Below are 20,941 nucleotides of genomic sequence, written 5' to 3'. Positions count from 1 at the left end.
GGCCCCGCCCTGCTCGGCCCCGCCCTGCTCGGCCCCGCCCTGCTCGGGCCCGCCCCTGCTCGCCCCGCACCGCCCCTACTGGTCCCGCAGCGCTCGCCCTTCACCGCCCTGCTCGGCCCGCCCCCGCGCCCCGCACCACTCACACCGCAGACCGTGTCGGCACGCCAAGCACCGTCGACTGCCGCCAACTGCGCTCTGGCGCCCGGCGACCCAAGCCATTACAGTCGTTTGGGAGCGCTCCCAAAACACCCTCAGCGAAAGGAGCACTGCTCGACCCGGCGGTTTACCCGAAGCTGCGGGGGACGGTGTTTTGCCCTCCCCGTCCCCCGGTTTCACCCAGCAGTTGGCACTTCAGCAACACCACATCGATCTGGCCAACCGGCCGGCGGACGACGTGCCGGCACGGCCGTTCTCCACATTCCGGTTCGCCCGCTGAGCCAAAGCCGGATCAGCGCCCGTCCTCAACCGAGCCTATGACTTGATCAGCAGGTCGCCGGAGTTATCCACACTGCGGAGTTGTCCACAGGCTGCGCCCCTCACGGATGCGCGCCCAACCGCTCGGCCGCTACCGTCGCCAGCAAGTGGAAAGCCTGAGCCTCGGGCGACGTGCCCGGGCGGTCGAAAGAGGGGGTGCCGCAAGCGTTCTGGACCAGTCCTCGCCCGTCGACCTCTCCGGTGGCCGCGGCCAGCAGCTCCCGCCCCGCGTCCGCGTAGGCATCCGGGAGCCAGCCGTCGGCGACGCCGGTCAGGGCGGCGTAGGCGAACATCTGCGCGGCGTTGGTCTCGCGGAAGGTCGTGGCGTCGTCCAGCACGTCGTGGAAGAGACCGTCGTCGCGGCGCAGGGCCAGGCATGCGTCGAGCACCTCGCGCGCGTGCCCGGGCAGGTCGGTCGAGCCCAGCGCGGGAGCCAGCCGGATCGCGCGGGCGATCCCGGCGACCACCCAGCCGTTGCCGCCACCCCAGCGGGCCGGCCGGTCCGGTGCGATCGCCGAATACAGGCCGTCGCGGCACAGTTGCTCCCGATGCCCGTGGACCTGGCGCACCGCCTCGTCCAGTTCACCGCTCAGCGCGAGGAAGGGCACCACCATGTAGACGGTGTCCGCCCAGACCTGCGACGAGCCGAGCACATGGCAGATCGTCCCGTCCGGCCGGCGCGGGGCCTCCCGCAGCAGGAACTCGAGTTGGCGCCGGGCGGCGTCCGCGAAACCGGCCCGCAGCGCCGCCTCCCCGCACGCCGCACCGTTGACCGCGTTGTCGTCCGGGCCGCCGAGCCGGCCGTCCGGCGTCTGTCGCGCGACCGCCGACTCGGCCATCAGAAAAGCCAGATCGTCCCGGCCCAGATCGAGCGCCGCCTGCGAGGCGACCCCCTGCTCCCAGCTCTGCCGCTGCATGGCCAGCAACGCGTCGAGAACCCGCCCGACCCGAGCACCGCCTGCAGCGAAGCCGTCGGCGTTCATGCGAACAGAGCGCTGACCGACTCGCCGTTGTGGATCCGGCGCATGGCCTCGGCCAGGGCCGGCGCCACCGACAGCACGGTCAGCTTCTCGGTGTGGTCCTGGGCCGGGATCGGCACCGTGTTGGTGCTGACGATCTCTTCGATCTCCTTCTCGGCCGACAGCCGCCGGATCGCGTCGGCCGCGAACAACCCGTGCGTGCAGGCCACGCGGACACTGCGGACGTTGCGCTCGCGCAGCCGGTCCAGCAGCTCGAAAACCGTGCTGCCCTTGGCGATCTCGTCGTCCAGCACGATCACGTCCTTGTCGGCCACGTCGCCGATCACCGTGCTGATCACCACCTTGTCGTCGGCGTAGCGCTGCTTGGCGCCCGCCGCCACCCCGATGCCCAGCAGCCGGGCGAACGCCGCCGCCTCCTTCGCGTTCCCCAGGTCGGGCGACACGACCACGGCGTTCTCCAGGTTGTAGCGCCGGAAGTGCTTGGCCAGCTCCTGCAGCGCGTGCAGGTGGTCGACCGGGATGTTGAAGAAGCCGTGCACCTGCGGCGAGTGCAGGGTCATGGCCAGCACCCGGTCGGCCCCGGCCGTGGTCAGCAGGTCGGCCACCAGGCGGCCGCCGATCGAGATGCGCGGCGCGTCCTTCTTGTCGCTCCGGGCGTACGCGTAGTGCGGCAGCACCACGGTGATCCGCCCGGCCGAGGCACCGCGGGCCGCGTTGAGCATGAACAGCAGTTCGACGAGGTTTTCCTGGACGGGCGGGACGAGCGGCTGGATCAGGAAGACGTCACGCTCCCGGCAGTTGCCCTGCAGCTGCACCTCGATGCAGTCGTTGGCGAAGCGGGAGGTGCGGATCGGCAGCAGCGGGACTCCGAGGTGGTCGCAGATCTCGGCGGCGAGGTCAGGATGGGCGGATCCGGAGAAAACGGCGATGTCGCGCACGCTTCCAGCCTAGAATGCGACCGGTCCGCGGGTCCTCACCGGGCACGGAAAAGCGCTAGCGTGACCGGCATGAACGGACTCGCCGTGGCCTGCCGCCGCGTGGTGCACATCTATCGGGCCGAGGCGGGCGACGTGGTCGCGCTGGCCGGTGTCGATCTCTCCATCGCGCCCGGTGAGACACTCGCGCTGGTCGGCCCGTCGGGCTCGGGCAAGTCGACGCTCATCGCGCTGCTCGCGGGTCTGATGCGCCCCTCGGCCGGGCGGATCAACATCGGGACGTACGACATGGGCAAGCTCTCCGACGGCGAGATCTCCCGCCTGCGGGGCACCGAGATCGGTGTGGTCCTGCAGGGCGCGGCGCGCAATCTCTTGCCGTACGCGTCTCTGCACCGCAACATCTGGCTGGCCCAGCGCCGGGCGGCGCACACGCGCGGCATCACGCTGGACGACCCCGACCGCATCCTCGACCTGGTCGGCCTGCCCGGTCAGGGCCGTCAGCGCCTGGCCGACCTGACCCCGGGCGGCCGCCAGCGCGCCGCACTCGCGGTCGGCATCGCCACCGGCCCCGGCCTGCTGCTCGTCGACGAGCCCACCAGCCGCCTCGACACCGCCGGCCGCGACGAGGTGCTGGCCGCGATGGAGACGGTGAACGCGGAGCGCCAGACCACCATCGTCGTGGTCACCCACGACAACGAGGTGGGTGCCCGCCTGGGCCGCGCGGTGACGATCCGCGACGGCCGGGTCGGCGCCGAGGGCCGCGACGGGCAGGATTTCGCCGTGGTCGCGGGCGACGGCACGGTGCAGCTGCCGCCCGAGGTGCTCGGCAGTTACCCGCCGGGCACGCTGTTCACCGTCCAGCACATCGACGGTGAGGTCACCCTGGTGCCGGGCGGCACCGAGCACGTCCTGTAGCCATGGACGCCTTGCGGCTCGAAGGCCTGCACAAGTCTTTCGGCGGCAAGGTCGCGGCCGACCGCGTCGATCTCACGGTGCCGGTCGGCTCGTTCTTCGGTCTGGTCGGCCCGAACGGTGCCGGCAAGACCACCGCGCTCTCCATGGCGACCGGCTTGCTGCGTCCCGACGACGGCCGGGCCCAGGTGTTCGGCCTCGACGTCTGGGCGCGGCCGGTCGAGGCGAAGGCGCTGATCGGCGTTCTGCCCGACGGCCTGGCACTGCCCGAGCGGCTGACCGGGCGTGAGCTGCTCACGTTCCTCGGTCAGCTGCAACGTATCGAGCCGGCGGTGCTGGCCGGCCGCGTGCGGGAACTGCTCGACGTGATGCAGCTGGACGGCGCCGAGACCACGCTCATCACGGACTACTCGACCGGCATGCGCAAGAAGATCGGCCTGGCCACCGCGCTGCTGCACGGGCCGCGGCTGCTGGTGCTGGACGAGCCGTTCGAGGCGGTCGACCCGGTGTCGGCGGCGGCGCTCAAGACGATCCTGACCCGCTTCGTCGCGGCGGGGGGCTCGGTGGTGCTGTCGAGCCATGTCATGGCGCTGGTCGAGCAGCTTTGTGACACCGTCGCGGTGATGGCCGAGGGCGCCGTCGTGGCGGCCGGGCCGCTGGCCGAGGTGCGCGGCGACGGCACGTTGGAGGAGGCCTTCGTCCGGTTGGTCGGTGGTGACGTTCGCCGCTGGAAAGGGCTGTCGTGGCTGGCGTCCTGATCCGGATGAAGCTGGCCGTCCTGCGCAACTCGATGACCGGCGGCGCGGCCGCGTGGATGATCACCGGCGGGGTCCTCGGCCTGCTGTCGGCGGCGGCGACGATCGCGCTGACCTTCACCGGCCGCGGCGTCCGGGGCGACCTGCTGGCCTGCGCCCTCGCGATCTGGACGCTCGGCTGGGTGGCCGGGCCGCTGCTGGGCGGCTCCGCCGTGCTGCGGGGCGATCATTTCGCGCTCGTGCCGATCTCTCGCCGCCGGCTGGCCACCGGTCTGCTCGGCGCCGCCTTCGCCGGCGTCACGACCTTGGTCACGGCCGTCGCTTTCACCAGCTTGATCGCGTACGGCCTCCGACTCGGAGCCCGGGCGGCGCTCACCGCCGTCAGCGCGGCCACGCTGTTGCTGATCTTCGTGGTGCTCCTGTCCCGCGTCGCCCACACGTTGCTCGGTACCGTCGCCCGGTCCCGGACCGGCGCCGCGATCACCGGCGTCCTGCTCGGCGGTCTGCTCACCGCCACCCAGTCGGGCTGGATGGTCGTCGTCGGCCTCGTCTCCTCCGACGTGCTCGACGACGGCTTCCCCACGGGCTTCTCCACGGTGCTGCGCGCTGTGCCTTCCGGCTGGGGTGTGGTCGCCGTCGAGGCCGCCGGCCAGGGCGACAGCGTACGGGCGGCCGGGGCGCTCGCCGGGCTGGCCGGGTTGATCGCGCTGCTCTGGCTCGCCTTTGTGGCGTCCCTCGGCAGGCCGCGACGCCGACGGCTGACCATCCGCGGCTCGGCGCACGGCGGCGCACCGGCCCGCGGCGTGTTCGCCGGTCCCACCGGAGCAGTCTTCCGCAAGGAGCTGCGCACCTGGTTCCGCGACCCCCAGCAGTGGACGGCGGTCGCCTTGCCGGTGTCGTGGGCTCTGCTCACCGTCCTGCTTCCGCTGACCTTCGACGCCTGGCTCCAGCTGCCCTGGGTCGCTCCGGCGATCGCGCTGTTCGCCATCCCTTCGCTCGGCAATCTGTACGGCCGCGACGGCACCGCACTGTGGCTCACCCTGACGACCGCCAGCCAGCGGGCCGACGTCCGCGGGCGGCAGTGGGCCTACCTGGTCGTGGTCGGCCCGATCGCGGTCGTGCTGGGCATCGGTTTCACGCTGTGGAGCGGACACCTGTGGACGTGGCCGTGGATCGCGGCCACCGTGCCGGCACTGCTGGGCGGCGGCGCGGGCCTGATCGCGTACGCGTCGGTGGCCGCGATGGTGCCTGGCCCGGACGCCCACCAGCGCCCGGACAATCCGCTGGAGCGGGCGGACACCACCGGCCCGGCCCAGGTGCTGTTCTGGCTGGGCCTCCTGCCGGCCGTCCCGGCGTTCGCCGTGGTGTTGCTGGGCGAATGGCTGGACAGCACCGCACTGCGGTGGGCCGGGGCGCCGGTCGGACTGGCCACCGGCATCGCCCTCGCGTGGTGGCTGGGCCATGCGGCGGTCACCCGCCTGACCGCCCGCGGCCCCGAAATGCTCAGCCATCTGCGTACGGGACACGCGCCCGCTGCCACTGAGCCGGCGCCGGGGCCTGCGCCTGCGCCTGCGCCGGGCCAAGGAGAACGCCCCGCCGGAGCCACCGTCGCCAGCCTGGTCGGTGGCACCCTTCTGCTGTTCCCGCAGGGCCTGGTGCCGCTCGTCTTCCTGCTGGCCGGGGTGGACGCGAAGGTCTGGTTCCTGGCGATGTACCTCCCCGTCGGCTGGGGCTTGGCCCTGGCCGCCCTCTGCACGCTGACCGGCGCCCTCCTGCTGGCGCGGGCGGTCCGCCTCCTGCGCGGCAAGCCTCAGCGGGCCCAGCCCACCTCGCCGCCGCCCAAGTGACATCCGCGGCCGTTCAGACCGCCCAGACCGCCTCCCCGTCGCCCAGGTGGAGTTCGCGGTCGCAGGCCGCGGCGGCCTCGGGGTCGTGGGTGGCGAAGACGACGGCCGCGCCGCGGTCGGCCTCGGCGCGCAGCAGTTCCATGACGCGCTGCCGGTTCGCCGCGTCGAGCTCGCTGGTGATCTCATCGGCCAGCAGGATGTCGCCCCGCAAGGCGAGCCCGCGGGCGATCGCCGTGCGCTGCTGCTGGCCGCCGGAGAGCTCCTCGATGAGCTGGTTGGCCTGTCCCGAGAGGCCGAGCGGCTCCAGCGCCTCGGCCGTGCGCCGCCGCGCCTCGGCCGCGGTGCCGCCGGTGGCGATGACCGCGACCGAGATGTTCTCGGCCGCCGTCAGGATCGCGGCCAGGCCGTTGTCCTGCGGGATCAGCACCACGCCGAGCTTGACCGCCTGGTCGCGGCCGGTCAGCCGCTCACCGTCGACGGTCACCTCGCCCGCGACCGGGGTCAGCAGGCCGGCCATGGCGCTGAGCAGCGTCGTCTTGCCCGCGCCGGACGTGCCGGTGACGGCCAGGATCTGGCCCGGGCGGACCTCCACCGACACTCCCCGCAGGACCGTACGGTCGCTGTCCCAGGCCAGGTCGGCCCGGGCGACGCTGAGTGTCTTCATGTGGTGGTCCCCTCAGGATGGCGTTATGCGGCGGTGCAGGTCGCGGCCGGTGGCCAGGGCCACGGCGGCCAGCAGTAAAAGTACGAGAGCGGTCACGCCGGCCACGGCCAGGACCCGCGGCCACGACGGCAACGGCAGGTCCACCGGGTTGACCCCGGCCAGCGGCAGCGCCCACCCGGTCACCGCCCACCCGGCCAGCGCGGTCAGCATGCCGGCCAGCGCGGCGATGCCGACCAGCGCCGGATAGGTCCACAGCGTCGCCCGGCCGGTCATGGCCCGGCTCAGCCCCTGCACGCGCAGCGCCGACAGGTCCTCGACCCGGCGGCCCCGGTCGACCGCGGCCGCCAGCACCAGCGCGATCGCGCCGAGCAGCACGGCCAGCCCGCCCGCCAGCACGTGGAACCAGAGCGACAGCGCCGGCCCCTGCTCGTCGAGCTGGCGGCGCACCTGCTCGGAGCGGGTGTCGGAGCGCACCGTGATGCCCTGCTCCTTGAGCCGGTCGACCACGTCGGCCGGGGCCCGGGAGTTGAGCCACACCTCGGGCAGCAACGCGGGCGACGCGTCGACGGCCATCCGGTCGGCGTATTCGAGGTCGACCAGGCTGGCGTGCCGGCCGAGTCGGGGAACGGCGGGCAACTCGGTGCCGCCGTCGACGGTCATCGGGTAACCGTCGAGGCCGGTGAGCACGTCGCCCGGCGGCGAGGCCCCGGCATAGGCGACCGGCAGCGGGAACGGTGTGTCAGCCGGCCGCACCCAGGCTCCGTCGGGCAGGCTGCCGGCCACGTCGATGTCGACCCGCAGACCGTCGGGGGCCGGACTGAGCCGGCCCGACCGGGGCATGCGCCAGCGGTTCGGGTCGGCCAGCATGGCCGCGGTGACGGTGTCGTCCTCGCTGCCACTGGTCACGCCCGAGATCGTCACCGCCTCGGTCACGCCGACCACGTTGTCGTTGACCGCGAACTGGAACCCGTTGATGCGGCAGCCCTCGTCGCAGACGGGCACCTCCTGCGAGTACACCCCGGGCCCGGGCCGGAGGTCGCCCAGACGCACCACGGTCTCGCCCAGATCGGTCAGCGACGACAGGGCGACGTTGAGCCGGACCTCCTTGTTCTTCACGACGCCGGACGCGCTCGCCCGCACCGTCAGGTTCTCGCCGCCGATGATCGGCGGGGCGGCGGCCTCCGGATGCAGTTCGGCGATGACGTCGCGGGCGTCGTCGGCGCCGTCCGGCCAGGACGCCACGGCGGCCAGCCGGGACGTGTCGGCGGCCAGGCCGAGCGGCTCACGGCCGTCGCTGTTGCGCAGCCGGACGGTCGCCATCGCATACGCGCCCTCGGGGTCGACCTGGCGGACGGCGTGCAGCAACTGGCTGCGGAAGACCGGCTCCACCTCGAGCACCCGGCTCGCCCCCACACCCAGCTCGGCCTGCACCACCCGGCCCCGGGCGGCCACGTCGATCGCGCAGGCCGCGTAGCCCGCCACGGCGACGGTCGCCACCATCAGCGCGAAGAGCCGCTGGGCGCCGGGGCGCCGGGAGAGCTGGAAACCGGCCAGCGCGGGGCCGAGATCGCCGGCCGCGAGCGCACGGGAGGCATATCGGGTGACCTGCGGCAGCACGGCCCGGGCGGCGAGCAGGGCGAGCGCGAGCATGACGAAGGCCGGGGCGAGCAGGCCGACGCCGGTGAGCGACCCGTCGGAGATCACCAGCTGCACCGCGAAGACGGCGGCCAGCAGGACGACGACGGCCTCGACGGCGAGCGCTCGCGGGCCACCGGCGACCGCCGGGTTGCGGCGCAGCAGACCGGCGACCGGGCTGAGCAGGTGCCGTCGCTGGGCCAGCATCGCCGCGCCCAGGGCGGCCAGGGCGGCGAAGGGCGCGTACCGCAGGGAAGCCCAGCCCGGGTCGACGCCGACGCCGGGGAACCGGGCCGCGGCCACCGCGTTGACCAGCAGTTGCCCGGCGACGCAGCCGGCCACGGCGCCGGCCAGGATGGCCACCAGATTTTCCCCGGTGGCCAGCCACCAGCGGGTCCACCAGCGTGAGCCGCGCAGCGCGACGAGGGCCAGCTCGGGCTGGCGGCCCTGGGTGCCGTAGCTGACCGCCAGGAAGATGCTGTAACAGGCCAGCAGCACCAGCGGCACGGCGAGCACCGGCACCAGCAGATGGGCGGCCGACCGGCCCGACTCGACGCGGTCGAGCAGGGCCGGGATGGCCGTGTCGACCTGGAAGTTGGGACCGATCTCGGTGGCCTTGCCGCGCAGCGCGAGCAGGCCGGCCCGCAGGTCGTCGAGCCGGTCGGCGTTCAGCGCCTCCGGGCCGGCCACACCGTCGATCGACAGGTCGGTCATCCCGTGGTCCATCGTCTCGAACGTGGTCGCGCCGGTGAAGACCGGCTCGCCGGGACCGATGCCGGGCATGGCGGTGAAGTAGCCGTGCGTGCCCCAGTAGACGTCGGTGGGGTCGCCGACCTCGTAGGTGCCGGCGATCACCAGCCGCTTGGGCTCGCCGTCCGGTTCCCAGTGCGGGTCCTGCGCGCTCTCCACAAAGGACGCGAAAGTCAGCGTGACCGCGTCGCCGGCCGTGAGTCCGGCCCGTTCGGCCGTCGCCGCCCCGACCAGGATGTCGTCCTCGCCGACCAGGCAGCGGCCGCTGACGATGCGCACGCGGGTGCAGACATCCTGGCGGAACACGAACCGGTCGGCGTAGGTGTCGTCCTTGGTGAGCCCGACGGTCGGGTAGGACGAGCCGTAGACGTAGGTGAAGCCGGGCAGTTCGACCAGGGCGGCGCCGACGTTGGCGAAATCGGGGGCGCCGGTTTCCTGCCGCAGGTCCTGGGTGGTCGAGATGACGAGGCTACGCTCGCCGGGGGCGGACGTCTCGATCTGGCCGGCGGCGATCGCGCGGTCGATCGCGGTGAGGTAGGCCGGTGACGCCACCGCCGACGCGACCGCGAACAGGGCCAGCAGCGCGAGCGTGACGGACTGCCCGCGCCTGGTCCAGATCATGGCCAGCACCAGGGACATCATCGGCCGGCCACCCCACCGCGCAGGCCGCGCACCAGCGGCAGCACCGACAGCCACCCGACCAGCCCCAGCACCACGCCCGCGATCCCGCCGGCCAGACCCAGCGCGGCCCAGCCGAGGGCGTCCGGCGGGGGCAGCACATTCCACCCGTCGGTGAAGCCGCGCACGGCGACCCGGGCCAGCGGATCGGCGATCGCCGCGGCCACGAGCCCCGCCACCAGGCCGATCAGAATCAGGACCCAGGTTCCCGCGTACGCCGTTCCGAGCGCCGCCCGCAGCGGCAGCCCCTGCAATCGCAGCGCCCGCAGTTGCTCGAGACGGCTGCGCCGGTCGACCGCGCCCGCCACCGCGATGGTGGCCGCGGCCAGCAGCAGCCCGACCACCCCGCCGACCAGGCCGAAGCGGGCGATCGCGGTCGGCGCCTGCTCGGCCAGCCGGGCCGAGCGGCGGGCGACCGTGTCCTCGCCGCTGACGGTCAGTCCCGCCGCGCGCAGCGCGTCCACCACCGGGGCGCCCGCATCGGGCGCCAGCCACACCTGGAACTCGCCGGGCGCGGTGACGTCACCCCCGATCCGGCGGGTGGTGTCGAGGTCGATGAGCACCCCGCTGCGGCCGACCACCGGCAGCACGCCGGCGACACCGCCGACCCGGACGGGAACCGGCCGGCCGTCGAGGTCGAGCGCGGGCTCGCCGAAGCGCCAGCCCTCCGGTGGCGGCCCGGCCGTCACCACCGGCGGAGGCAGCGGGCTGTCGACGGCGTACACCTGGGTGCCGATGTCCGGGACGCCGGAGATGTTGCGGTCGACCGAGAGGCGCAGCGCACCGTCCATAGTGGCCAGGTCGAGCGCCGCCCCGATTGTGCCCGGCCGCCATCGGGCGACGTCGCCGAGCTGCCCGGCGCCGAGGATCTCGGCCGGTGGACCCGTCTGGGTCAGCCCGCGCACGGTCGCCGCACTGCCGACTGAGGCGGGTCCGACGTTGCCGTTCGGCTCGCGCGGGCTGCTCAGCTGCCACCGCAGGATGCGGCAGCCGGGCGCCGCGGCGCAGCCGTCGACGGGCGCGGTGAGCGTCTGCTCACCCGGGCGCAGCGGGCCGAAGCGCACCTGTGTGGGCGACCCGGTGCCTTCGTGCTGCAACGAGAGAGCGACCTCGGCCGGGTCGCGGCCCTCGTAGCGCAGCCGGACGGTGAGCCGGTCGCCGGTGATCGCCGGGACCGGCGCCGGACCGGGATCACCGGCCGTGGCCGCCGCCAGCAGACCGGCCGGACCGTAGGCGGGTTGCCAGCGCGCCACCGCGGCCAGCCGCGAGCTGTCCACCGCGAGCACCGGCAGGTCACCCTCGCGTTCGACGACGACGGCCATGGCCCGGTGGCCCTCCGGATCGGCCCGGCGCACGGCGTTGAGCAGCGCGGTGCGGTTGGGCGCCTGCACCGAGAGCACGCGGTCGGCGCCCAGCTCGGCCGCGGCGCGCTGGGCGCGGGCCCGGTGGTCACCGATGGTGAGGCCGAGGGTGGTGGCGAACAGCGCGACGGCCACCACGATGAGGGCGAACACGCGATCGCCGCCGGGCTGCCGGGAGACCTGCACCGAGGTCAGGCCGAGCCGCAGACGGCCGGCCCGCATCGCGACCCCGCCACCCCGATCGGCCACCCGCCCCAGCAGCCGGGCGAGCAGCAGCGCCACGGCCAGCGCGACCAGCGCGGGTGCGGCCAGCGCGAGCCCGCTGTCGGGCGCGCTCGACCGGGCCTGATAGACGGCGGCCACGGCGATCGCCAGCAGCAGCAGGTCGGTCAGACCGGCCCGCCAGTCGCCCCGCCCCAGCCCGACCTGGCGCAGCAGGTCGGCCACCGGACGGCGCAGCACCACGGCCTCGACCGCGGCCAGCACGACCAGCCCACCGAGCAGCACCGCACCGACCGCGGCCAGCGACAGCAGCAACGCCTCGCGTTGCTGGGCCGCCGCCGTGACCGGGCCGGCCATCCACCGGGCCAGCAGCCAGCCGAGCGGCAGACCGATCAGCGCGCCGGCCCCCAAGGGCAGCAGGTGCTGGCCCCAGGCCAGCCGCAGCATCGACGATCGGGTGCTGCCGCGCAGCTTGAGCAGGGCGATGTCGCCGCGCCGGTCGCGCCCGGTGTAGCGGCCGGCCAGCCCGATCGCGAACCAGGTGAGCACGAGCGTCTGCACCATCGCGATCACCACCCCGAGGCGGATCTCGGTCCGGTCGCGGTCGATCGCCACCAGCAGTGGGGCGGTCGGGTTGACCAGCCGCAGCCCCGAGGTGGCCAGCCGGGCCTCGGCGTTGCGCAGCACCCGGCCCAGCCGGAACCCGCCGTCGCCGCGGAGCAGCTCGTCGGGCAGGGTGAGGTCGAAGGTGACGGTCGGCTGGCGCAGTGCCCCGGTGCGGAAGGTCAGGACCGATGTGAAGGCCGGGTCGAGCCCCTGGTCGGCCTTGAAGAGCGTGTTGCTCCAATAAGGACCGGCCGGATCGACATAGGTGAACAGCGCGACCACGGTCAGGTCGAGCGGGTCGGCGCCGGGCGACGACCGGACGGTGAGGGTGTCGCCGGGGCCGAGGCCGAGCTGTTGCGCGGCGGTGACGCTGATCGCCGCCTGCCCGTCCTGATCGGGGCAGGGCCCGTCGAGGCGGACGTGGGCGCAGAAACCGTCCCGGTAGGCGACGTTGATGCCGGTGGTGGCGCCGCCGGCGATGGTGGTGAGCGGCGACGCGAGTCCGGTGACCGGGTCGGCCAGCGGCAGCGACAGCTGGGCCCGCGCCACCTTTTCGAGCTCGCTGATGGCCGACTGCGGGTCGCCGCCGGTGTCCGAGACCTGTTGCACCGACACGTTGCGCTGCTCGGCCGGGGCGGCGGCCACGTCGGAGGCGGCCGCGCGGTTGATGCTCGCGTAGGCATACCAGGGCCCGGCCGCGGCCACCGCGGCGGCGAGCACGGTGAGCACCAGCACGGTCAGCACCTGGGCGGTGCGGGTCCGCACCGCACCCCAGATGAGCCCGACCATGCCGGGAGGCTACGCCACCCGCCGGACCCGCGGTGTCCCGCCGATCAGAGCCAGCCGCGCCGTTTCAGATAGAGATAGAGAAGAACCGAGACGGAGACGATGACCGCCGTGCTCACGAGGAAACCGGAGAGCTTCTCGTACCCGGGATAGGGCAGGTTCTGACCGAAGTAGCCGGTGACCGCGGTCGGCACGGCGATGATGGCGGCCCAGGCGGCCAGCTTGCGGGTGGTGTCGTTGAGAGAGTTGCCCTGCTCGGCCAGGTCGGCCTGGAGCAGCGACTCGATCCGGTCGCGCAGGTGGTCGACGTCGTCGACGGTGTGCTGGGCGTGATCCTCGACGTCGCGGTAGTACGGCCTCATGCTCGCGTCGACCAGGCCCAGGTCGGCGCGCATCAGCTGGCCGACCATCTCGGGCATGGGCGCGACCGCCCGGCGCAGCGCGGCCAGCAGCTTCCGCTGCTCGACCCCCTGCAGCCGGACCGCCCGCGGGGCGCCGCCCTCCTCGAGCAGCCTGTCCTCGACCTCGTCCATCGACGTGTCGAGCCGCTGGGTCGCCGCGTACTGCCCGTCGACCACCGCGTCGAGCAGGCCGTAGAGCAGGAAACCGACGCCGCCGCCGTCGGCACCGAGCTCGGCGTCGGCGTCCCAGCGGGTGACGAACTTCGAGGTGTCGCTGGCCGACTTGCGGACCGTGATCAGGGCTCGTGGCGTGACGAAGACACTGATCTCGGTCTTGCCGAACTGGGTCGTCGAGTCCTTGGTGGCGATGTCGACCGCATAGACGTTGAGGAACACGTGCTGGGGATAGCGGTCGATCTTGGGGCGCTCGTGGTCGACCACGGCGTCCTCGACGGCCAGCGGGTGCAGGTGGAAATCCTTGGCCACCAGGCCGAGGTCGTCGGTGCCGGGGTCGAACAGGTCGAGCCACAGCACCGCGTCGGGATGCTTCTCGAGCAGTCCGGCCACCTGGTCGTACGCGAAATCCTCGGCGATCGCCTTCCCGTTCTCATAGAGCCGGGTCTCGATCGGGCAGGTGGGTTCGGTCACGCCACCACTATGCCTCGCCCGCATGTGCCTACGATGAGCCGTGTCCTGGGCCGATCACATTCTTACCGCGTTCTACGACGCCAAGTGGCAGGTGACCGCCGACCAGGCGATCTACTACCGCGAGATCGTCGGCAACGCCTTCGGGCTGGGGTCCGCGCTGTTCGGCATGCGCCGCAGCGTCTGGGCCTGGCCGGTCGGCATCGTCGGCAACGTGCTGCTGTTCACCGTCTTCGCGGGCCAGGCCATCGGCAACGACCAGGGCACGCCGTTGTTCGGGCAGGCCGCCCGGCAGGTCTTCTTCGTGATCGCCAGCGTCTACGGCTGGTGGCGGTGGGAGCAGAACAAGCGGCGCAACCACGACGGCGCCGCGGTGCGGCCGCACTGGGCGACGGCGCGGCAGCGCCTGGTCTACGGCAGCCTGGCCCTGTTCGCGGTGGTTCTCTGCTTCTACGTGTTCCGCGCGGTCGGCGCCGGCTTCGAGGTCCCGTGGTGGTATTACCTGGCCGACTCGTGGATCTTCGTCGGGTCGATGCTGGCGACGTACGCGCTGGCCCGCGGCTGGGTCGAGTTCTGGCTCTGCTGGATCGCCGTCGACCTGGTCGGCGTCCCCGAGCTGCTGCACTTCCGCTACTACCCCTCGGCGATCCTCTACGGCGTCTACGCCGTCTTCGTGATCTGGGGCTTCGTGGTGTGGCTGCGCATCTCGCGGACCGAGCAGGGGCCACCCGCCGGGCAGGCGGCCCCGTCCGCTCAGACCTCCGACGTGAGCTCGTAGATCTCGGTCACCGGGTGACCGGCCCGCTCGTGGATGCGCAGCACGGCCTCCTTGCTCGGCCCGCTGCTGAGGCAGAACACCTTGCCCTGCTCCGGGTCGAGCCAGGCCCGCTCGAAATGGACCCCCTCGTCCCCCTCGACCTTCAGGTCGGCGTCGTGGGCCGCGGCCAGTTGCTCCGGCGTGACCCCGTGAAATCCGCTGTGTACGTCCATGAACTTCGCCATGGCCCCAGAGTGGCCGTCCCGGCAGCGTCGGACATCGGTCAGAGCACCTACGAAGGCCCGGGGTCCTGACCTAAAGTCGCGGGCGTGGTGGCCAGCCCCGTGCTCGTCGGCCGGGAGGACCTGCTCGCCCTCGCCGACCGTCGGCTCGCCGCGCCCACCGGCGAGGTGCTGTTCCTCGCCGGCGAGGCCGGCATCGGCAAGACCCGGTTGCTGGCCGAGATCGTCGTCCGGGCCCGCTTGCTGGGGTACGAGGTCTTCGCGGCCGGCGCCTCGCCCGGCGACACCGAGATCGCGGGGGGCCCGCTGGCCGACCTCGGCGCCGAGTTGCGCCGCCACCCCTCCACCGCCGCCGCGGGCGAACGGCTCGGGCAGCGCCTGCGCGAGCTGACCGACGGCGACGCGGCCCGGCGACGACGCCTGCTCGTGGCCGACCTGGCCGACCTGATCGCCGTATCCGGGGCGCCCGGCGCGCCGGAGAGCGGGCACCGGCCCGGCACGCTCATCACGCTGGAAGACCTGCACTGGGCCGATGACCTGACGCTCGACGTGCTGGCCCGTCTCGCCCGGCACGCCCGGTCGGCCCGCCTGCTGGTCGTCGGCACCTACCGCAGCGACGAGCTCTACCCCCGCGTCCCGATGCGTCAGTGGCGCGCCCGCCTGCTCACCCAGCGGCTGGCCGAGGAGGTGCGGCTTCCCCGCCTCGTCATCGCCCAGACCGCGACCATGGCCGCCGCCATCACCGGGTCGAGCCTGCCCACCGCGGCCGCCACGGCGTTGCACGCGCGCAGCGACGGCATCCCGCTGCACGTCGAGGAGTTCCTCGCCGCCGGCCCGCCCGTCGCTCCCCCGACCGGTTCCTTGGCCGGCGCCGCGGCCGACCCGGTGCCCGACACCCTGGCCGACGCCGTGCTCGCCCGCGCCGCCCACCTGCGCCCGGCGTCCCGCCGCCTGGCCGAGGTGGCTTCGGTGCTCGGCCGCTCGTTCGACCTCGACCTGCTGACCACCATGACCGGTGCCGGGGCCGACGCCGTGGACGAGCAGTTGCGCGAGCTCTCCGAGCAGTTCTTCATCCGCGCCCAGCCCGATCGGACCGGCTACGACTTCCGCCACGCCCTGATCCGCGACGCTCTCTACGCCGACATCTCGCCGCTGCGCCGTCGCTCGCTGCACGCCCAGGCGGCGGCCGCCGGCTTGCCCGACGCGCTCGCCAGCGACCACTACGAGCGAGCGGGCCGGGCCGATGCGGCGTTCCGGCACGCCCGGGCCGCCGCCCGCGAGGCGGCCGCCCTGTCCGCCCACCGCGAGGCGGCCGAGCTCTACCGGCGGGCGCGGCGCACCCGGCCGGCCCGGCTGCCCCGGTCGGAGTGGGCCGGGCTGCTGGCCGCCCTGGCCCGCGAGCTGGCCTCGATCGACGAGATCGAGGAGTCCGCCGCCTGCTACGCCGAGGCCTACGCCGTCCGGCTCGAACTGGGCGACCAGGTCGGCGCGGCCGCGCTGGTCGGCGACTGGGTGGCCGTGCGCCACCTGCTCGGCGCCGACCTCGAGACGCGGACCGAGGCGCTGCGGGCCGCCCTGCCGCTCGCCGCCGGCCACCCCCGGACGTGCGCCGAGCTCCACGCCGAGCTGGCCGCCGCCTACATGCTCGACCGCCGCCTCGACGAGGCCCTGGCCAGCGGCGAGCGGGCCCGCGCGCTGGGCGTCGACAATCAGGCCCGCTGCCACGTCGACGCCACCGTCGGCTCGGTGCTGCTCTTCGCCGGCCGCACGGCTGAGGGCACCCGGCTGCTGCGCGACGCGATCACCCGCGCGTCGTCCCTGCGCTTCGAGACGCAGGCGGCCCGCTCCTACCGGATGCTCGGCACGTCGATGTCGGTGCTGGTCGACTACGCCGGCGCCGAGGACACCCTGCACGAGGGCATCGCCTACGCCGATCGGGTCGAGCAGTTCAACGACCGCCACTACATGGCCGCCCACCTGGCCCACGTGCAGTGGGCCACCGGCGACTGGACCGCCGCCACCACGACCGCCCAGCAGGCCCTGGCCGACGGCGGCGGGATCACCACCGACATCACCGCTCGGCATGTGCTCGGCTATCTGGCTCTGGGCCGCGGCTCGTACGAGGAAGCCTCGGACCACTTGAGCCGGGCCGAGAGTCTGGCGTCGGGCATGCGCGAGCTCCAACGCCTCTCCCCCGCCTGGTGGGGCCAGGCCGAGGTGGCCCTGGCCCGCGGCGACGCCACCACGGCGATCGCCCGCTGCGAGCAGGGCTACGCCGCGTCGGCCGCCGTGCGCGACGCGGCCTACCTCTTCCCGTACGTGGTCACCGGCGTTCGCGCCCACCTGACCGGCTCCGGCCCGACCGCGGCCCGCGACTGGCTCGACCGCACCTCCGCGCTGCTGCGCTCCCGGGCCATCCCGGGCACCCTGGGCGCCCTCGACCACGCCGAGGGCCTGATCCACCTGCACGAGGGCCACACCGGCAAGGCCCGCGACGCGCTGGCCGCCGCGGCCACGTTCTGGGCGGCCCGGCGCCGTTTCTGGGAAGGCACCGCGGCGCTGCTCGACCAGGCCCGCTGCGCCCACCGCTCCCGCCGCCCGGCCGAGGCCGCCGCCTACCGATCGGCCGCCCTCCACGCGTACGCGAAAGCAGGCGCCCCACCGCCCCGGGAGATCGCCGCGGCCGGACCGGCACAAGCCGGCCCCTTGCTGTCGGCGCGCGAAATCGAGGTAGCCCGCCTGGTCGCCGAGGGCCTGACCAACCCGCAGATAGCCGCCGCGCTGACCATCGCCCCCAAGACCGCCGCCGCCCACGTCGAACACATCCGCACCAAGCTCGGCGTCTCCCGCCGCGCCCAGATAGCCGCCTGGATGACCACCAACGACCGCGTCACCGCCGGCTGACCGGCCGCCGGCAGCGGAAACTCGATCGCCTGGTGGAAGAGCCCGTGCGAAGATCGATCCCGGGTCGCTAGCTCAATTGGCAGAGCATTCGGCTAAGTAGCGCGTCCGCCCTCCGCCCGCGCGGCCATGGGGGCGCTTCCTTCTCTTTCCGGGATCGAAGGGTTCGGGGTTCGAGTCCCCGGCGGCCCACTCCTGCTCGCCTTCCCCCGGTGAGCCACACCCACCCGAACGGAGGACCGCATGCTGGAGAACCTGATCATTCAGAAGACGCTGCGCGTCCCGGCGAGCACCGGCGCGGCCGGAGACAGCACACCCGTCGCCCGGCAGTTCGACGCGGCTCTGCTCGATGTCGGTTTCTCGGCGTCGCGAGCCCTGCTCGATCACGTGGGCGCGCTGGCGCACGGCCCGGCCATGGATCTCGCCGCCACGGTCGTCGCCGCGGTCCGCGAGCTGGTCGGCGATCACGTGCGGCACAACGCGTACTTCATCGGCTTCCCGCACGACGTGCCCGACACCGTCGAGTTCTGGGCCGAACGGCTCCGGGCGGCCGTGCTCCTCGGCGGTGGCACGGCGACCAGCGAGCAACTGCGCGACGCGGTCGCCTCGGGGCACATCGATCTGCTCGGCCTGCCCGGTTACGGCACCTATCAGCACACGTACGCCGAACTGCTGGCCGCCCACGACGAGCTGATCGCCGCGGCCGGTGACCGGGTGACCGTCCTGCATCTCGGCGACCCGGGCGAGGTGGAGGCGTCCCGGCTCTATCTGGCCCTGGCCGGCAGCACGACGCCGCACGGCGAGGCGAACCTGGCGATCCTGGGTGAACTCGCCGTCGCCTGCGCCGACGGTCCACAGCCGACGGAGATTCCGGTGCGGGAGAACCGTGCCGTCCTCAACGGCATCCGGCTCGTCCTGGGCCGGCCGCTGATCGCCGTCGACACCACCATCGACGTGCTCCGCCTGGCCTGTCAGGTCTCCGGCGGCGACGTCGCCCTGCGTACGCCGACCCGGTTCCGGGCCTTCCGCCGGCCCGAGCGCCGCGTCCTGCTGGCCGCGCTGAACGAGGTCGCCCGGTCCAACCCGGCCAAGCTCGGCGACATCAGCCGTCACGCCGAGCCGTTCAAGCGGCTCGGCGAGCGGCTGCACCCCCACGAGTACGACCAGTGGCCGTACGCCCAGAAGGTCTTCGCCGTCGCCCGGGGCGAGCTCCGCGTGCGCAGCCTGGCCGGCCGGGCCGAGGCGGCGGTCGGCGCCGGGCAGATCGGTGCCGCCGCGTCGATGCTGTCGGCCGCGCCCGGCCTGCTGCTGCGCTCAGCCGACCGGCTGCTGCGCACCGCGACCGGGCCGGAACGCGGCACCGTCATCGACGCCGTCACCGACGCGCTCGGCTCCGCGTCGGGCCGGGTGCTGTGCTCGCTGCGGGAACACGTCGGCAACCGCGCGACGCCCGCATCCGCCCGTCTTTACGCGAACCGCTCCCGCCGCTCGTGGGTCGGCCGCGACACCCGTCCTCCGCTGCCGGCCGAGCTGATCGCCGAGCTGTCCGCCCGCCTGGACACTGAGATCAGCGCCCGCCGGCCGCGATGGGAGTTCCCGCTGCTGGTGGATCCCGCGGTACTCGACGTCGCCCTGCCACTGTCCGGCAAGGCGGCCGAGGACGGCTTCACGGTGCTGCCCCGGGGCTCGCGGGCCTCGGTGACCGGCAGCCTGCTGCGCTTCTTCATGTATTGGCGGCAGACGGTCCGGCGCACCGACTACGACCTGTCGGTTCTCCTGCTCGACGACGACTTCGCCCCCGCCGGTCAGGTCTCCTGGACCAACTACCACCACGGCGGTGTGGTCCACTCGGGCGACCTCACCGAGGCCCCCGACGGCGCGACCGAGTTCATCGACGTGCCCCTGGCCCTGCCGGGAAAGTACGTGGTGCCGCAGGTCCACATCTTCACCGGCGAGTCGTTCGACGAGGTGACCGAGTCGATGTTCGGCTACCAGACGCGTGACCCCGACCAGCGCGGCGCCCCGTTCGACGCCCGCACCGTCCGAGCCCGCTCAGCCCTGCGCGGCGCCGGCCGGGTCGCCCTGCCCCTGGTCTTCGTCCAGAACGACGACGGCTGGCAGGCCGTCTGGCTGCACCTCTACCAGCAGGGCCACCCCACCTTCAACCGGGTGGAGGACCACAAGGCCACCACCGCCGACCGGGTACGGGCCCTGATGGAACGCCGCTACCTGACCGTCTCCTACCTGATCAACCTGTGGCGCCCGCACACCGAGGTGCGCGCCTGGGATGGCCGCCCCCCGGAGTCACCGGTCACCTACATCGGCATCCACGCTCCCGACACCCTGCCGGAAGGATCAGAGATCTACACTGTGGACCGTCTTCACGAGCTGATCCCGGCCTGACCGCCGGCCCCCGGACCGGGGCCGAGGCCATGCGAGCGCTTCCTCCTGTTTCCGTTCAACTCGGGAACCTCCGCGCAAGCGGGGGATCGGTAATCAGCGCCCGCGCTCTCCTCGGCCCCACCACCAACCAACGCCGGTTTGGTCTAGCTTCCTCAAGATGGTCATGAGCACGCAGGACGTCGTGGACCTGATCGAGTCGGACCCCGGAGCCATGAGAGTCCTCCGGGTCACGGCCGGCCTGGACCTACCGGACTGGTGGATCGGTGCCGGCTTCATCCGCAACCGCGTCTGGGATGCGATCAGCGATCTGCCGCCCCGACCGGACCGCGACGTGGATGTCGCCTACTTCAACCCGGACAAACCAGACCCTCACCAGGACACAAGCGCCGAAGCGCGCGCCCGGCTGGCCTTGCCGGGAACGCCGTGGGAGATCCGTAATCAAGCTCGCATGCACCTGCGCAATGGCGAGGCTCCCTACCCGTCCACCCTGGCCGCGATGGCGCGGTGGCCCGAGACAGCAACGTGCGTGGGAGTGACTCTCCAACGCGACGCTGTCCATCTCGTAGCCTGTCACGGCCTGGACGACCTGGTGACAATGGTGGTCCGCCCGTCCCCCACCTTCGACAACGAAGCAGGCCGGGCCAAAATACGGCACCGCATGACAACCAAGGGCTGGCTCAACCGGTGGCCCGGACTACGACTGGAGATCTAGGTTCCGGCGTGAGTGCGGAGCGACCAGGACGCATCCGCCTGAAGCGCGCCTAACCACGTATGCCGAAGGCGGAAGCGACCGGCATTGTTAAGTTCCCGCACCCCACCACCCAGCCCGGCCTGCTGAAGCTGACCGCCTGGTTTCGTCCCCAGCGCGGCAGCCAGATCCCCTCACCCGTCAGGTGACCGCCACCGCGACCAAGCATCCAGCAGCCGGTGACCAAGGTCTTCAGCCGCCGGCGAGCTCGCCCGCAAGGGCGGAGGCGGGGGTGAGAT

The 20,941-nt window shown here is 73.2% G+C and carries 14 protein-coding genes and 1 tRNA gene; 8 read left to right on the top strand and 7 right to left on the bottom strand.

The annotated features are described in order from the left end of the window. Positions 1-536: 536 nt before the first annotated feature. A complete protein-coding gene (locus NAG42_RS24595; protein WP_250033339.1) occupies positions 537-1,457 on the bottom strand; it encodes a glycoside hydrolase family 88 protein in 921 nt (306 codons plus the stop codon). Then, positions 1,454-2,392, bottom strand: a complete 939-nt coding sequence (locus NAG42_RS24590; RefSeq protein WP_250033338.1) for a ribose-phosphate diphosphokinase — start codon at positions 2,390-2,392, stop codon at positions 1,454-1,456. Before NAG42_RS24590 ends, NAG42_RS24595 begins: the two co-directional genes overlap by 4 nt. Positions 2,393-2,461: 69 nt before the next feature. Between NAG42_RS24590 and NAG42_RS24585 the strand changes: the two genes are divergently transcribed. From NAG42_RS24585 to NAG42_RS24575, 3 genes are read left to right on the top strand one after another with little or no spacing between them, the layout of a single operon-like run. Then, positions 2,462-3,304: an ABC transporter ATP-binding protein gene (locus NAG42_RS24585; protein WP_250033337.1), complete on the top strand. Its 843-nt coding sequence runs from the start codon at positions 2,462-2,464 to the stop codon at positions 3,302-3,304. 2 nt (positions 3,305-3,306) lie between these two features. Next, complete coding sequence (locus NAG42_RS24580; protein WP_250033336.1) at positions 3,307-4,059, top strand: ABC transporter ATP-binding protein; 753 nt, start codon at positions 3,307-3,309, stop codon at positions 4,057-4,059. Continuing rightward, positions 4,044-5,903, top strand: coding sequence for a hypothetical protein (locus NAG42_RS24575; RefSeq protein ID WP_250033335.1), 1,860 nt, complete (start codon positions 4,044-4,046; stop codon positions 5,901-5,903). The genes NAG42_RS24580 and NAG42_RS24575 overlap by 16 nt, the downstream gene beginning before the upstream one ends. A 13-nt stretch (positions 5,904-5,916) precedes the next feature. Here the strand turns inward: NAG42_RS24575 and NAG42_RS24570 are convergent, their stop codons facing one another. From NAG42_RS24570 to NAG42_RS24555, 4 genes are read right to left on the bottom strand one after another with little or no spacing between them, the layout of a single operon-like run. Beyond that, positions 5,917-6,567, bottom strand: a complete 651-nt coding sequence (locus NAG42_RS24570; RefSeq protein ID WP_250033334.1) for an ABC transporter ATP-binding protein — start codon at positions 6,565-6,567, stop codon at positions 5,917-5,919. Between the two features lie 12 nt (positions 6,568-6,579). Beyond that, the gene (locus tag NAG42_RS24565; RefSeq protein WP_250033333.1) at positions 6,580-9,594 is read right to left on the bottom strand and encodes an ABC transporter permease; all 3,015 of its coding nucleotides are present in this window, start codon (positions 9,592-9,594) and stop codon (positions 6,580-6,582) included. Then, complete coding sequence (locus NAG42_RS24560; protein ID WP_250033332.1) at positions 9,591-12,608, bottom strand: FtsX-like permease family protein; 3,018 nt, start codon at positions 12,606-12,608, stop codon at positions 9,591-9,593. The genes NAG42_RS24565 and NAG42_RS24560 overlap by 4 nt, the downstream gene beginning before the upstream one ends. 44 nt (positions 12,609-12,652) lie before the next feature. Next, positions 12,653-13,654: a magnesium transporter CorA family protein gene (locus NAG42_RS24555; protein WP_250033331.1), complete on the bottom strand. Its 1,002-nt coding sequence runs from the start codon at positions 13,652-13,654 to the stop codon at positions 12,653-12,655. Positions 13,655-13,694: 40 nt separating this feature from the next. Here NAG42_RS24555 and NAG42_RS24550 point away from each other — a divergent pair, with 40 nt between their 5' ends. Continuing rightward, entirely contained in the window at positions 13,695-14,429 is a 735-nt protein-coding gene (locus tag NAG42_RS24550) for a nicotinamide mononucleotide transporter family protein (RefSeq protein ID WP_250033330.1), read from the top strand. Here the strand turns inward: NAG42_RS24550 and NAG42_RS24545 are convergent. After that, positions 14,405-14,653, bottom strand: coding sequence for an SCO4226 family nickel-binding protein (locus NAG42_RS24545; RefSeq protein WP_250033329.1), 249 nt, complete (start codon positions 14,651-14,653; stop codon positions 14,405-14,407). The genes NAG42_RS24550 and NAG42_RS24545 overlap by 25 nt on opposite strands. Before the next feature lie 84 nt (positions 14,654-14,737). Here NAG42_RS24545 and NAG42_RS45045 point away from each other — a divergent pair, with 84 nt between their 5' ends. From NAG42_RS45045 to NAG42_RS24525, 4 genes are all read left to right on the top strand, one after another. After that, positions 14,738-17,554 carry a LuxR C-terminal-related transcriptional regulator gene (locus NAG42_RS45045; RefSeq protein ID WP_250033328.1) on the top strand — a complete coding sequence of 939 codons (2,817 nt, stop codon included), beginning with the start codon at positions 14,738-14,740 and terminating at the stop codon, positions 17,552-17,554. Positions 17,555-17,615: 61 nt separating this feature from the next. Continuing rightward, a tRNA-OTHER gene (locus tag NAG42_RS24535) sits at positions 17,616-17,743 on the top strand. Positions 17,744-17,794: 51 nt separating this feature from the next. Beyond that, entirely contained in the window at positions 17,795-19,954 is a 2,160-nt protein-coding gene (locus tag NAG42_RS24530; protein ID WP_250033327.1) for a TerD family protein, read from the top strand. A 157-nt stretch (positions 19,955-20,111) separates the two neighbouring features. Then, the gene (locus NAG42_RS24525; RefSeq protein ID WP_250033326.1) at positions 20,112-20,666 is read left to right on the top strand and encodes a nucleotidyltransferase family protein; all 555 of its coding nucleotides are present in this window, start codon (positions 20,112-20,114) and stop codon (positions 20,664-20,666) included. Positions 20,667-20,941: the final 275 nt, after the last annotated feature.

The organism is Paractinoplanes maris (assembly GCF_023544465.1).
Taxonomy (GTDB): Bacteria; Actinomycetota; Actinomycetes; order Mycobacteriales; family Micromonosporaceae; genus Actinoplanes; species Actinoplanes maris.
Note: the sequence above shows the minus strand (reverse complement) of the source record. Positions and strands in the feature narration are given on the sequence as shown.

Excerpts from the sequence above, each read along its gene's own strand:
- NAG42_RS24595 (WP_250033339.1), bottom strand. The coding sequence starts at position 1,457 with ATGAACGCCGACGGCTTCGCTGCAGGCGGTGCTCGGGTCGGGCGGGTT.
- NAG42_RS24585 (WP_250033337.1), top strand. The coding sequence starts at position 2,462 with ATGAACGGACTCGCCGTGGCCTGCCGCCGCGTGGTGCACATCTATCGG.
- NAG42_RS24580 (WP_250033336.1), top strand. The coding sequence starts at position 3,307 with ATGGACGCCTTGCGGCTCGAAGGCCTGCACAAGTCTTTCGGCGGCAAG.
- NAG42_RS24570 (WP_250033334.1), bottom strand. The coding sequence starts at position 6,567 with ATGAAGACACTCAGCGTCGCCCGGGCCGACCTGGCCTGGGACAGCGAC.
- NAG42_RS24565 (WP_250033333.1), bottom strand. The coding sequence starts at position 9,594 with ATGATGTCCCTGGTGCTGGCCATGATCTGGACCAGGCGCGGGCAGTCC.
- NAG42_RS24560 (WP_250033332.1), bottom strand. The coding sequence starts at position 12,608 with ATGGTCGGGCTCATCTGGGGTGCGGTGCGGACCCGCACCGCCCAGGTG.
- NAG42_RS24545 (WP_250033329.1), bottom strand. The coding sequence starts at position 14,653 with ATGGCGAAGTTCATGGACGTACACAGCGGATTTCACGGGGTCACGCCG.
- NAG42_RS24530 (WP_250033327.1), top strand. The coding sequence starts at position 17,795 with ATGCTGGAGAACCTGATCATTCAGAAGACGCTGCGCGTCCCGGCGAGC.
- NAG42_RS24525 (WP_250033326.1), top strand. The coding sequence starts at position 20,112 with ATGGTCATGAGCACGCAGGACGTCGTGGACCTGATCGAGTCGGACCCC.